The sequence below is a fragment of the Rhizobacter sp. SG703 genome (assembly GCF_012275445.1).
Lineage (GTDB): Bacteria > Pseudomonadota > Gammaproteobacteria > Burkholderiales > Burkholderiaceae_C > Rhizobacter.
Genome location: NZ_JAAZQK010000013.1, coordinates 185,102 through 197,322 on the forward strand (window position 1 = coordinate 185,102; position 12,221 = coordinate 197,322).

The 12,221-nt window shown below is 69.5% G+C and carries 11 protein-coding genes and 1 riboswitch; of the genes, 3 read left to right on the top strand and 8 right to left on the bottom strand.

Translation table 11 applies throughout. The annotated features are described in order from the left end of the window. Positions 1–2: 2 nt before the first annotated feature. Together FHT26_RS25195 and FHT26_RS25200 are read right to left on the bottom strand one after the other, a co-directional pair. Complete coding sequence (locus FHT26_RS25195; RefSeq protein WP_210427582.1) at positions 3–1,133, bottom strand: DUF3570 domain-containing protein; 1,131 nt, start codon at positions 1,131–1,133, stop codon at positions 3–5. After that, positions 1,124–1,348, bottom strand: coding sequence for a DUF4266 domain-containing protein (locus tag FHT26_RS25200; protein ID WP_168562834.1), 225 nt, complete (start codon positions 1,346–1,348; stop codon positions 1,124–1,126). The genes FHT26_RS25195 and FHT26_RS25200 overlap by 10 nt, the downstream gene beginning before the upstream one ends. Before the next feature lie 93 nt (positions 1,349–1,441). Between FHT26_RS25200 and FHT26_RS25205 the strand changes: the two genes are divergently transcribed. Continuing rightward, positions 1,442–1,870, top strand: coding sequence for a cupin domain-containing protein (locus FHT26_RS25205; RefSeq protein ID WP_168562835.1), 429 nt, complete (start codon positions 1,442–1,444; stop codon positions 1,868–1,870). A gap of 10 nt (positions 1,871–1,880) precedes the next feature. Here FHT26_RS25205 and FHT26_RS25210 read toward each other — a convergent pair whose 3' ends face one another. Further along, positions 1,881–2,591: a glutathione S-transferase family protein gene (locus FHT26_RS25210; RefSeq protein WP_168562836.1), complete on the bottom strand. Its 711-nt coding sequence runs from the start codon at positions 2,589–2,591 to the stop codon at positions 1,881–1,883. A 142-nt stretch (positions 2,592–2,733) separates the two neighbouring features. Here FHT26_RS25210 and FHT26_RS25215 point away from each other — a divergent pair, with 142 nt between their 5' ends. Next, positions 2,734–3,966, top strand: a complete 1,233-nt coding sequence (locus tag FHT26_RS25215; protein WP_168562837.1) for a polyhydroxyalkanoate depolymerase — start codon at positions 2,734–2,736, stop codon at positions 3,964–3,966. 22 nt (positions 3,967–3,988) lie between these two features. Then, a riboswitch (yybP-ykoY riboswitch) is annotated at positions 3,989–4,119 on the top strand. Positions 4,120–4,180: 61 nt separating this feature from the next. Then, a complete protein-coding gene (locus tag FHT26_RS25220; RefSeq protein WP_168562838.1) occupies positions 4,181–4,735 on the top strand; it encodes a TMEM165/GDT1 family protein in 555 nt (184 codons plus the stop codon). Here FHT26_RS25220 and FHT26_RS25225 read toward each other — a convergent pair whose 3' ends face one another. The 5 genes from FHT26_RS25225 to aroC form a co-directional block, all read right to left on the bottom strand. Next, positions 4,736–5,719, bottom strand: coding sequence for a hypothetical protein (locus FHT26_RS25225; RefSeq protein WP_168562839.1), 984 nt, complete (start codon positions 5,717–5,719; stop codon positions 4,736–4,738). A gap of 29 nt (positions 5,720–5,748) precedes the next feature. Continuing rightward, the gene (gene bufA2 / locus FHT26_RS25230) at positions 5,749–6,006 is read right to left on the bottom strand and encodes a BufA2 family periplasmic bufferin-type metallophore (protein ID WP_168562840.1); all 258 of its coding nucleotides are present in this window, start codon (positions 6,004–6,006) and stop codon (positions 5,749–5,751) included. Positions 6,007–6,136: 130 nt separating this feature from the next. Next, entirely contained in the window at positions 6,137–9,349 is a 3,213-nt protein-coding gene (locus FHT26_RS25235) for an efflux RND transporter permease subunit (RefSeq protein WP_168562841.1), read from the bottom strand. A gap of 15 nt (positions 9,350–9,364) precedes the next feature. Continuing rightward, positions 9,365–10,516 (bottom strand): efflux RND transporter periplasmic adaptor subunit, encoded by a 1,152-nt coding sequence (locus FHT26_RS25240; RefSeq protein WP_349238221.1) that lies wholly within the window; start codon positions 10,514–10,516, stop codon positions 9,365–9,367. Positions 10,517–10,735: 219 nt separating this feature from the next. Continuing rightward, entirely contained in the window at positions 10,736–11,821 is a 1,086-nt protein-coding gene (gene aroC, locus FHT26_RS25245; RefSeq protein WP_168562843.1) for a chorismate synthase, read from the bottom strand. Positions 11,822–12,221: the final 400 nt, after the last annotated feature.

Sequence of the window (12,221 nt, forward strand, 5' to 3'; positions counted from 1 at the left end):
GGTCAGAACTTGCGGCTGATGCCGACCTGCAGCATGCGCGCCTTGAACGGTTCGAGCCCCTTCGAGCCTTCACCGCCGGCGCGCCATTCGCCGCGCTGCTGGTAGGCCTCGCCCTTCAGGTCGACCGTCCACACGTCGTCGACCGCCCACTGCAGCTTCAGCCCGAGCGTGAATGCCCCGAAGGCCGACAAGCGCTGGTCGAGCGAGTTGTAGGCGTTGGCATCCCAGCCCGCCGGGTAGGGCTCGCCGAGCGCCGTGTCGTACACCGGGTCGGCGTAGAACGACGCCGCGCTCTGCGTGTAGTAGCGCAGCAGCGGCGTCAGGCTGACACCGCCACCGACCGGCTTGACCCACTCGAGCTGCAGCGTGCTCGCCTTGACCTGCCAGCTGTCGTTGTAGGCGCGCCAGCTGCTGCGCAGCGTCGAGCCGTCGCCCGCGAAGTGGTGGTTCCAGCGCAGCAGCAGCGCGGTCTGGCGCCGCTCGCTGGGGCGCTGGTCGAGTGCCTTGTACGGATCGTTCAGGTAGCCGGTGCTGCGGCTGTGCGTCAGGTTGGCCTGCACCAGGTCGTCGCCGGTGACGGCCTGCGTGACGCCGACGATGAAGTCGTTGGTGCGCTTGCGCTCGTTCGCGACGTTGCCGTCGTAGCCGCCGCCGGTCGGGTCGATCTTGTCGCCGGCATGGCCGAAGCCGGCATTCCAGGTGGTGTTGTTGTCGTCGCTCGACCAGGTGCCGGCCAGCGAGAACGCACGCGACAGGTAGTCGTGCTCGGTCGAGTACGCGCCGCCGAGCGACAGCGAAGCGCGCTGGAAGTAGCGCGTCACCTTCAGGTCGCCGGCCTTGCGCTCGTCGTCCATCGTCGACGCACCCGACACGTTGCTGTGGTAGCGCGGCGTCGCGCCGGAGACGTGGTCTACCGTGGCCGTCGCCTCAAGCCCCCAGTCACGGCCGATCGGTGCGACGAGCAGGAAGGATGGCGAGTTCACCGTGATGCGCTTCCAGCCGGGCTGCGAATCCTGGTAGTTCAGGAAGCGCAGGCCGACCAGGCCCTGCTCGGGCGCGCTGTCGGCGTGCACGACGCCGGGCAAGGCCATCGCGGCCAGCACGAGGGTGCCGAGGGGCGCGTTCAGTTGCATCCGCAGCCTCCGCCACCCACGCCGTAGCCGCCGGACGCGTTTTCCTTGCTGGTGTAGATGTGTTGCTCGAAGCGCTGCTCCAGCGCATCGCCGCCCATCGTCATCTCGGGCTTCGCGAGGTGGCCCTTCTCCCAGGCCTTGGGCGGTTCGTAGTTGGCACAGCCGGCCAGCCCGCCGAGGCAGGCCGCCAGCATCGCGATCGCGGATTGGCGCATCGTGGTCTCCGGTGGTCGCGCGACTTTACCCGGCCCGGCGTGGAACGCTTCCTGCATGCCGCAGCCCACCGTTCTGAACGCTGGAGGTTCGCGATGCTGGACAGCACCACCACGAAGTTCTCGCACGTGAAGCCGGGCGACACCGCCTGGCGCAGCGACGGACTGCGGGACTTCTTCCTGTACCGCGACCTCGGCATCGAAGACGCCACGAAGGGCCGGGTGCTCGCCCAGCTGGTGAAGGCCAACCTGGCACCCGAAAAGGGCACCGGCTGGCACCGACATGAAGCGGAATTCCACATCGTCATCATGACCAAGGGCTGGGCGAAGTTCATGTACGAGGACCGCGAGACGCTGGTCTCGGCCGGCGACTGCGTGCACCAGCGCCCCGGCATCGTGCACTACCTGTTCGACTACTCGCCCGACATGGAGTACATCGAGATCGTCGGGCCGTCGGACTTCACGTCGATCGACATGCCGGCGCCTTGCGAGGTGCCGCCGGTCACGCCCTGGACGCGCCCTTAGAACGCCGGGACTAGAACTCCATGTCGAGCTCTTCGATGTCGTCGGGCTCGGCCTTCGCGGCAGCGATCCATTCCTGCATCTCCGGCATCGCCATGATGGCCTGGCAGTAGAGGATGCATGGCTTGTTCAGCTTGACGCCGTAGGTGATGAAGCGCGTGGCGACCGGCGCGTACATCGCGTCGGCCATCGTGCGCTGCGCGCCGAACAGCCACGGTCCGCCGTACAGCGCCAGGCATTCGGTCCAGATCTCGCTGATGCGGTCGATGTCGGGCTGCGCACCGGCCCAGATCTTGTGTCCCGGGTGGTGCGCCTTCAGGTTCATCGGCAGCGAGCTGCGCAGGTTCGCGAAGCCCGAGTTCATCTCGCCGCTGACCGAGCGGCAATGCGCCCGCGCGATGCGGTCCTTCGGCATCAGCCCGGCATCCGGCTTGATCTCGTCGAGGTACTGCGCGATCGCCAGCGTGTTCCACACCTTCGCGCCGTCGTGCGTCAGGCATGGCACGCGGATCGACGGCGCGAGCAGCAGCAGCTCCTTGCGCGCCTCGGCGTCGTCGGGCGACACCATCACCTCGTCGAAGTCCAGCCCCGCGAAGCGCGCCAGCAGCCAGCCGCGCAGCGACCACGAGGAGTAATTGCGGCTGCTGAGCGTCAGCGTCGCCTTCGCGGCCGCGGGCTTGACCGCGGGTCTGGAGGCAGTCTTCTTCGCGGCGACGGTCGACATGCAGGGTCTCCGAAACCACGCGGCGGGGTGGCGTGTCCGGGACGGGTCCAGCAAGCGCCATGCCATCACGCGGCGTGCGCAGGGCCGGCTGGCGCGCAAGTTGCTGGCCTGGCAGGGCGCGCCACCGCGCGCAGGAGAACCCATGATGTACCAGGCTTACCAGGCCCACGCCGACATGATGTGGCCGCTGCAGACGCTGGCGCGAACGGCGCTGCCGATGCTGCAGGATCCGAGCTTCGGTTGGGCGGCCTGGGCCCCCAACCGCCGGCTGGCCGCCGCCTGCGAGGTGCTCGGCCTGGCGCAGGTGACGCACCGCCGCCCTGCGTTCGGCATCGACAGCGTGCTCGTCGCCGGCGAACCGGTGGCCGTCACCGAGGAAGCCGCGCAGGTCACGCCGTTCGCGACGCTGCTGCACTTCCGCAAGGACACGACCGTGCCGCAGCCGCGGGTGCTGATCGTCGCGCCGATGTCGGGCCACTTTGCGACGCTGCTGCGCGACACCGCGCGCACGATGCTTGCCGACCACGACGTCTACATCACCGACTGGCACAACGGGCGCGAGATGCCGCTGGCGGCCGGGCCGTTCGGGCTCGACGAGTACACGCAGCACCTGATCGATTTCCTCGCGACCCTCGGCGAGGGCGCGCACCTGGTGGCGATCTGCCAGCCGTGCGTGGCGGCGCTGAGCGCGGTCGCGGTGATGTCGGAAGACGGCCACCCGGCCACGCCGCTGAGCCTGACGCTGATGGCCGGCCCGATCGACTGCCGCATCAGCCCGACCGAGGTCAACAAGCTCGCGACGACGCAGGACATCGCCTGGTTCGAGAAGCACCTGATCGGCGTCGTGCCGTGGCGCTACCCCGGCGCCGGCCGGCGCGTCTACCCGGGCTTCGTGCAGCTGACCGCGTTCATGAGCATGAACAAGGAGCGGCACATCAACGCCTTCAAGGCTTACTACGAGAACCTGGCGCAGCCCGAGCCGGACGAAGACCAGCTGAAGCAGGCGGCCGCGACCCGCAACTTCTACGAGGAGTACTTCGCGGTCGCCGACCTGCCGGCCGAGTTCTACCTCGAGACCGTGCGCCTCGTGTTCCAGGAGTACGCGCTGCCGCTCGGCCAGCTGACGTTCCGGGGCCGGCCGGTCAGGCCCGCCGCGATCCGCCGCACCGCATTGCTGACGGTCGAGGGCGAGCGCGACGACATCTGCGCGCCCGGCCAGACACTCGCTGCGCAGGACCTGTGCAGCGGGCTGCGGCCCTACATGCGCACCCACTGCGTGCAGGCGGGCGTCGGCCACTACGGCGTCTTCAGCGGCCGGCGCTGGCAGAACCACATCTACCCGATCGTGCGCGACGTGATCCACGTGTCGCGCTGACGCCGCGCCGCTACAATCCGCCCCACCCGTCATTGGGGAGTAGCCGCCCTGCAGCACCTGCAGGGGCTTGCGTCAACACACTTGGCCCACCGGCCATGGCGCAGGCAGCAGCGACACGTCGCGCGCCTGGCAAGACCGATGACCGTGCTGCCTCCGGAAGGGCCGGGGTCGCGGCGCGGTCATTGCGTCCTCCGGCCCCGGACAACCTCTCCCGATGGAAGCTTTCCTCGTCTCGACCGGCGCCGTCGCACTCGGCGAAATCGGCGACAAGACCCAACTGCTCGCGCTGCTGCTGGCCGCAAAGTTCCAGCGCCCGGTGCCGATCATCCTCGGCATCCTGGTCGCGACGCTGGTGAACCACGCGCTGGCCGGTGCGGTCGGCACCGCGATCGCGGGCTGGCTCGGACCGGGCACGCTGCGCTGGCTCATCGGCCTGTCGTTCATCGCGATGGCTGCGTGGATGCTGATCCCGGACAAGATCGACGACGACGAGGCCACGCCGCAGCGTTTCGGCGTGTTCGGCACCACGGTGATCGCGTTCTTCATCGCCGAGATGGGCGACAAGACGCAGATCGCGACCGTGGCGCTGGCGGCGCGCTATGCCGACCTCGGCGCGGTGGTGGCCGGCACGACGCTCGGGATGATGCTCGCCAACGTGCCGGCCGTGCTGCTGGGGCACAAGGCGGCCAGCCGGCTGCCGGTGAAGCTGGTGCACGGCATCGCGGCGGTGATCTTCGCGGTGCTGGGGGTGCTGACGCTCGCGATGTGATCAGCCTGCTCGCGTGATGGCGCGTCGCACGCTCGCAAGCGGCGCCGCATCGTCAAGAACCACCGTGCCGTCCGCGGCCGCGCGCACGCCGAGTTGCGCCATCAGCGCGTCGATGTCGACGGCGAACGCCGCCGGCGCCATCTGGCGATAGAGGTCCGTCAGCACGAACCGGCCGGTGGCGCGGTCGCCGGCGGTCAGGGCCTGCTCGATGGTCCAGAAGGCGACGTTGCCGCCGCTCGCGTCGCGGATCGCGCGCCATGCCGTCTGCAGCCCATGGCGACCGGCCGTGACGCGCTGCAGTTCGACGTCCGCGACCAGGCAGTACAGCGCGCCACCCCAGTAGGTCCGGCCCCAGGTGTGGGTGTTGTCCAGCCCCGCATCGCCCGGCGCGGGCAATCCCTTCGGAAGGTCGTTGAGCAGGTCGCGCCACATCCGCGCGGCCGTCAGCTGACCCGCCTGGATGCGGGCAATCGGCTCCACATAGGTCGCGGAGCCTTCCTCGATCCACGCATGGCGTCGCCTGAGGCTCGGAAAGCCGAGGTGGATGAATTCGTGCGTGAGGATCCAGTCGTCCTGCATGTCGCGCGGGCCCGATTCGCGGCCGACGTCGACCTTCACCGCAGACGTGTCGAAGCCGTAGGTCACACCGCCGCGCACGCCGGACCCGGGCACGCCGCGTATCAGCAGCCCCGCACGATCCACCGGGAAGCGCCCGAAGTAGATGCTGGCTACCGCGATGGCGCGGTCCACCCAGGCATGGACCTGCCGGAGCCAATCGGCGCCGGCGCCGTTCGGCTGCACGACCAGCTTGAGCTCGCCGCCGGCCACGCGGAGCGTCTCGCCGCGCTGCAGGCGAAGCGCCTCGTAGACCTCTTCGGCAGACGAGGCCTGCCCCTGCGCGACAGCGGACGCGCCGAGCAGCGCGGCCGAGGCCCCGAGGGATCGCAACGCGGCTCGCCGGCTCCAGGGCCGCTGGGGCTGCATTCGCAAGCGCTCCGACGGCAGCGCGTTTTTTACTTGAGCACCGTGCCGCCGGCGCCGGTGCACTCGGCCGCCGTCTTCTTGCCGACCCAGCCTTGACCCTTGCAGCTGTTGTGGCCCTTGCACTCGCTCTTGGCGGTCTTGCACTCGGACGTGCCCTTGCAGCTGTTGACGCCGGCGCACTTGACGCTGCCGTCGTCGGCGGCCTGGACGCTGGTGGCGACGGTGCCCATGGAGAACAGGGCGGCGGCGGTGGTGGCCAGTGCAAGGCCGGATTTCAGGTTCAGCATGAACGTCTCCTTCGACGGTTGATGGGATGTGGCGTCGGGTCGGACGAACAGCATCCACTCCGGCCGACGGGTTGGTCGTGGCGTCGCGGCGGACCTTACAGGCCTGTGGAAGCAGAAGCGACGGGCGATTTCAGCTTGGCGCCGATGTCTGCGGCAGGTCGACCGAGCCAGGCGCGAACGCGATGGGCACCGCCGCCGGCTTGCGCTCGCGCACCAGGTACGAGTAGACGACCGGCACGACGATCAGCGTCAGCAGCGTCGACGTGATCACGCCGCCGATGATCGCCCGCCCCATCGAGGCCTGGATCTCGCCGCCCTCGTCGAGCGCGAGCGCGAGCGGCAGCATGCCGAACACCATCGCCGCCGTCGTCATGATGATCGGGCGCATCCGCACCAGCCCGGCCTGCAGCAGCGCGTCGGCCATGCCCAGCCCCGCCTTTCGGCCGTGGTTCGCGAAGTCGACCAGCAGGATCGCGTTCTTCGTCACCAGCCCCATCAGCATCACCAGCCCGATCATCGAGAACAGGTTCAGCGTCGAGCGGGTCACCCACAGCGCAACCATCACGCCCAGCAGCGCCAGCGGCAGCGACACCATGATCGCCACCGGCTGCAGGAAGCTGCCGAACTGCGAGGCCAGCACGATGTAGATGAAGATCACCGCCGCCACCAGCGCCATCAGGATGCCCGACAGCGCCTCGGCCTGGTCCTTGGTCTGCCCGCCGACGTCGAAGCGGTAACCCGGCGGCAGCTGCGTCTCCTTGACGATCTTCTGCACGTCGGCGCCCACGTCGCCGCTCGGGCGGCCCTGCGTGCCGGCGTAGATGGCCTGGCGGCGCTGCAGGTCCTGCCGCTTGATCACCAGCGGGTTCACCACCGGCACGATGTCGGCCACGCGCGACAGCGCGATCGGCGTGCCGTCCTTCGCGTACGCCACCGGCAGGTTGTCGAGCTGCGCGATGTTCTCGCGCGAAGCCTGCGGCAGCCGCAGCTCCACGTCGACCTGCTCGCCGTCGGGCGAGGTCCACCAGGTCGCGACATCGCCGTTCACGTAGCTGCGCAGGCTGGCGGCCAGCTGGCTGGTGGTCAGGCCCAGCTCGCGCACCGCATCGGGCTTCAGCCGCACCGCATAGGCCGGCAGGCCGGGCTTCACCGAGGTCGTCAGGTCGGCGATGCCCTTCACCTTGGCGACCTTGTCGGCCAGGCGCTGCACCTCGGTTTCCAGCACCTGCGGATCGGGGCCGAGCAGCGCGACGTAGATCGGCTGCTGGCCGACCGTGATCTCGATGCCGGGGATCGGCTTCAGCGCCTCGCGCATCGCCGCCTCGACCTCGCTCTGCTTGCGCTTGCGCTCGTGCGGCTTCACCAGCTGGATGCTCAGCGTGGCCGAGTTGCGGCTGCCGTTGCCGGTGTCGCCGATCGTCGTCGAGGTCAGGCGCACCTCGCTCATGCCGCCGATCACCTGCTCGACCTGCGCCAGCTTCGCGCTCGCCCGCTGCAGGCTGGTGCCCACCGGCAGCGTCACGTTCAGCTGGATGTAGCTGTTGTCGGCATCGGGGATGAACTCGCTGCCGATCTGCGTCGACAGCGCGATCGCCAGCACGAAGCTGCCGACCGCGCCCCAGGCGACCAGGCCGCGCGGCGTCAGCGTCGCCAGGCGCAGGCGGCGCGGCTGCGACCGGTCGCGCCGGCCCGACGCATCGAACGGGCGCCCGTACGCCGGGATCGGCGGCACGAGCACGCGGTAGCGTCGCCCGGAGAACACCCAGCGGATCGTGCGCTCGTAGACGACGTGCAGCACGTCCATGCCGCGGTCGGTCCAGCGCATCAGGTGGCCGAGCACCGGCAACTGCGCGAGGCGATGGGTCGGCGGGTCGCGCCAGATGCTGGACAGCATCGGGTCGAGCGTGAAGCTGACGAACAGCGACACCAGCACCGCGACCGCCACCGTGACGCCGAACGGGAAGAAGAACTTGCCGATGATCCCCTTCATGAAGGCCACCGGCACGAACACCGCGCAGATCGCGAAGGTGGTGGCCATCACCGCCAGGCCGATCTCCTCGGTGCCGTCGCGCGCAGCCTGCACGTGGCTCTTGCCCATGTGCACGTGGCGCACGATGTTCTCGCGCACCACGATCGCATCGTCGATCAGCAGCCCGATGCACAGGCTCAGCGCCATCATCGTCATGAAGTTCAGCGTGAAGCCGAACGCGTACACCGCGATGAACGACGAGATCACCGCGATCGGCAGCGTGAGCCCGGTGATCACCGTGCTGCGCCAGCTGTGCAGGAACAGGAACACGATCGCGATGGTCAGCAGCGCGCCTTCGACCAGCGTGTGCTTGACGCCGCTCAGGCTGCGCTCGACCCAGTCGCTGTCGGCATACACCAGCCGCAGCTCGACGCCGGGCGGCAGGCTCTTGCGCAGCTCCTCGGCAGCTTCCTTGATGGCGGCGCCGGTCTCGACGATGTTGGCGTCCTGCTGCTTGTAGACCTGGAACGAGATCGCCGGCACGCCGTCGACGCGCGACAGCGAATCGGGCTCGCGCTCGCGCTCGACCAGTTCGCCGAGGTCGGCCAGCCGCACCACCATGTTGTTGCGCGACGCGATGACCACCTCGGCGAAGGCCTTGGCGTCGCGCACCTTGCCTTCGACGCGCACGATCGCGTCCTCCTTCGAGCTGCTCAGCAGGCCGACCGGCATGTCGGCGTTGGCGCGCTGCAGTGCGGCCGACACATCGGCCGGCGTCAGTTGGTAGGCGCGCAGGCGCTGCGGGTCGAGGTCGATGCGCACCTGGCGCACCGTCATGCCGCCGACGTCGACGCGCGCGACGCCGGCCGAGCGCTCCAGCCGCTTGCGCACGGTCTTGTCGGCCAGCAGCGAGAGCTCGCGCGCGCTGCGGTCAGGCGCCAGCAGCGACAGGTAGACGGTGGGCTGCGCGTTGTCGCCGTCGAAGCGCGAGACGAACGGCGTCTTCGCGTCGCGCGGAAACGCCGGCTGCACCGCCGCGACCTTGTCGCGCACGTCCTGCACTGCGCGCGTCATGTCGGCGCTGAGCTGGAACTCGACGACCGTCTCGCTGCGGCCCTCGAAGCTGTTCGAGCGGATCATCTTCACGCCGGCGATGCCGTTCAGCGCCAGCTCGATCGGGCGCGTCAGCTCGGTCTCGATCGCATCGGGCGAGGCCCCCGGGTAGGCGACGCTGACGAACACGATCGGCGGCGAGATGTCCGGCAGGCGCTCGACGCGCAGCTGGCTGTACGAAAACAGGCCGAGCACGCACAGCGCGGCCATGATCATCGTCGCGAAGACGGGGTTGTTGATGGAGACGCGGGTGAACCACATGGCGGTCTCCGGGGTTCAGGAACGGGCGGCGGAGGCCGAGGCGCTGGCGGCCTTCGGCGCCGTGCGCTGCGTGACGATCTTCGCCGGCTGGCCTTCGCGCAGGTTGTCGAAGCGCGCGCCGAGCACCTGGGCGTCGGCCGCGAGGCCCTTGCTGACCTCGATGCGGTCGCTCGCGGCGTCCTTGCGGCCGGTGATCACGATGCGGCGCACCAGCGCGTCCTTCTCGAGCGTCCAGACGAAATCCTGGCCCGAGGCCTGGCCGACCGCGCTGATGGGCAGCGTCAGGCGCGTCGTGTCGTCCGGCAGCACCACATGGGCCTGCGCATACTGGCCGGCGCGGAACAGCTCCTGGCGGTTGTCCATCACCACCACCACGCCGATCGCACGCGTGCCGGCCTCGGCCGCCGGGGCGATGCGGTCGATGCGGCCCGGCACCGGCTTGCCCTGGCCTTCGACCTGCACCTGCACCGGCTGGCCGGGCTTCAGCAGCGACACCTCGTGCGTGCCGACGGTGCCGGCCAGCTCGAGCGTCGACAGGTCGACCACCGTCAGCAGCTGCTGCTCGGCGCTGACCTTCTCGCCGGGCACCACGTGCCGCTTGCCGACGATGCCGGAGATCGGCGCGACCAGCGCGGCTTCCTTGACGCCGACGCGCGAGGTCGCGAGCTGCGCCTGCGCCGACTTGAGCTGCGCGCGCGCGGCGTCGAGCCGGGCCTGCGACGACTGCAGCGCGGTCGACGAGATGAAGTTCTGCGCCGACAGGCCGACGTTGGCGGCATGCGTGCGTTCGGCCTCGACCAGCGCGGCCTGGGCCGACTCGACCGCGGCGGAGCGGTCGGCGACGCGGCTCTGCAGGTCGGCCAGGTCGATGTCGCCGAGCAGCTGGCCGGCCTTCACGCGGCTGCCTTCGGCCACCTTCAGCTCCAGCAGCGTGCCGGTCGCCTTGGCCCGGATCACCGCGGTGCGCGGCGCGACCAGCGGGCCGGAGAACTCCACCACCAGCGGCATCGCGAGCTGCTTCGGTTGCACGATCTCGGCGGCGACGAACTCGAGCGCGACCGGCGCCGCGTCCTTCTTCGCGGCAGCCGCCTTCGAGCTGTTGCCGAGCCCGGGCACCACCGCGAGCGCGAGGCCGGCGATGGCCACCGCGCCGATCGCGCCGCCCACCCAGAGTCTGCGCCGGGAGGTCCGCGATGATCCTCCGTCCACCGGCTGCAGCCCGTGTGGGGCGGCGCCGTGATCGTTGTGTGCTGTGTTCATGGGCGGGAGTGTAGGTTCGGCACCCACCGGTCCGACACCGCGTGCGACAGACTGCAGATTGAGGGTCCTGAGTCGTGAACCCGTACGACGAACCGGCGGAACTTCATGGCCGCCGCCGGCGACGCCTCAGATCTTCGGCGTGTCGACCCGCACGTCGCCGCACTGCGCGCGGTGCCGCAGCGCGTGGTCCATCAGCACCAGCGCCAGCATCGCCTCGGCGATCGGCGTGGCGCGGATGCCGACGCAGGGGTCGTGGCGCCCATGGGTCTGCACGACCGTCGGCTGCCCCTGCAGGTCGATCGAATCGCGCGGGCTGTGGATCGAGCTGGTCGGCTTGATCGCGATGCTGACGCTGATGTCCTGCCCGGTGCTGATGCCGCCCAGCACGCCGCCGGCGTTGTTGCTGCGGAAGCCCTGCGGCGTCAGCTCGTCGCCATGCTGCGTGCCGCGCTGCGCGACGCTCGCGAAACCGGCGCCGATCTCGACGCCTTTGACCGCGTTGATGCCCATCATCGCGTAGGCGATGTCGGCATCGAGCTTGTCGAACAACGGCTCGCCGAGGCCGACCGGCACCTGCGTCGCTTCGACGCGGATGCGCGCGCCGACCGAATCGCCGGACTTGCGCAGCGCGTCCATGTAGGCCTCGAGTTCGGCGATCTTCGACGCGTTGGCCGCGAAGAACGGGTTGTCGGGGATGTGCTGGTGGCCTTCGAACGGAATCTCCAGCTCGCCGAGCTGCGTCATGTAGCCACGGAACGCGGTGCCGTACTGCGCCTTCAGCCATTTGCGGGCCACCGCGCCGGCGCCGACCATCGGCGCGGTCAGCCGGGCAGACGAACGCCCGCCGCCGCGCGGGTCGCGGATGCCGTACTTGTGCCAGTAGGTGTAGTCGGCGTGGCCGGGGCGGAAGGTCTGCAGGATGTTGCCGTAGTCCTTGCTGCGCTGGTCGGTGTTGCGGATCAGCAGGCAGATCGGCGTGCCGGTGGTCTTGCCCTCGTAGACGCCGGACAGGATCTCGACCGCGTCCGGCTCGTTGCGCTGCGTCACGTGGCGCGAGGTGCCCGGGCGGCGGCGGTCGAGTTCCGGCTGGATGTCGGCCTCGCTGAGCTCCATCCCTGGCGGGCAGCCGTCGATCACGCACCCGATGGCCGGCCCGTGCGACTCGCCGAAGTTGGTGACGCGGAACAGGGTGCCGAGGGTGCTGCCGGACATGAGGGCCTTCTGGACGGGAAACGGGAAACGGACTGCCGACACATCGTGATGCGAAGGCGGCCTTGAAGTTTAAGGGTTCGTCCCTTGGGAACGCATGGCGGGGCTTCAAGAGGTAAATCATTGCTGATTCGGCAATGCCGCCTTGCCGATGGAGAGGTTTTTCCCGATCAGGGACAACCCTAGCATTCGACCCCAAGACGCAGCACCGGTCGGTGCCTGCCACGCGGTCGGTGCGTGACGCGTGCCTGTGGGACAAGGGGTCTGTCTACTGATCGGAGAAGATTCGAATGAAGTTCACCACCTTTGCCGTGACCGCGGTTGCATTGGCCGCATCGGCCGCTGCCAACGCGCAAGACGCACAACAATCCACCACCAACGTGACGCTGTACGGCGTGGCCGA

Coding starts and splice junctions, on each gene's coding strand:
- FHT26_RS25215 (WP_168562837.1), top strand. CDS start 2,734: ATGATGTACCAGGCTTACCAGGCCCACGCCGACATGATGTGGCCGCTG.
- FHT26_RS25235 (WP_168562841.1), bottom strand. CDS start 9,349: ATGTGGTTCACCCGCGTCTCCATCAACAACCCCGTCTTCGCGACGATG.
- FHT26_RS25200 (WP_168562834.1), bottom strand. CDS start 1,348: ATGCGCCAATCCGCGATCGCGATGCTGGCGGCCTGCCTCGGCGGGCTG.
- FHT26_RS25205 (WP_168562835.1), top strand. CDS start 1,442: ATGCTGGACAGCACCACCACGAAGTTCTCGCACGTGAAGCCGGGCGAC.
- FHT26_RS25210 (WP_168562836.1), bottom strand. CDS start 2,591: ATGTCGACCGTCGCCGCGAAGAAGACTGCCTCCAGACCCGCGGTCAAG.
- FHT26_RS25225 (WP_168562839.1), bottom strand. CDS start 5,719: ATGCAGCCCCAGCGGCCCTGGAGCCGGCGAGCCGCGTTGCGATCCCTC.
- bufA2 (WP_168562840.1), bottom strand. CDS start 6,006: ATGCTGAACCTGAAATCCGGCCTTGCACTGGCCACCACCGCCGCCGCC.
- aroC (WP_168562843.1), bottom strand. CDS start 11,821: ATGTCCGGCAGCACCCTCGGCACCCTGTTCCGCGTCACCAACTTCGGC.
- FHT26_RS25220 (WP_168562838.1), top strand. CDS start 4,181: ATGGAAGCTTTCCTCGTCTCGACCGGCGCCGTCGCACTCGGCGAAATC.
- FHT26_RS25195 (WP_210427582.1), bottom strand. CDS start 1,133: ATGCAACTGAACGCGCCCCTCGGCACCCTCGTGCTGGCCGCGATGGCC.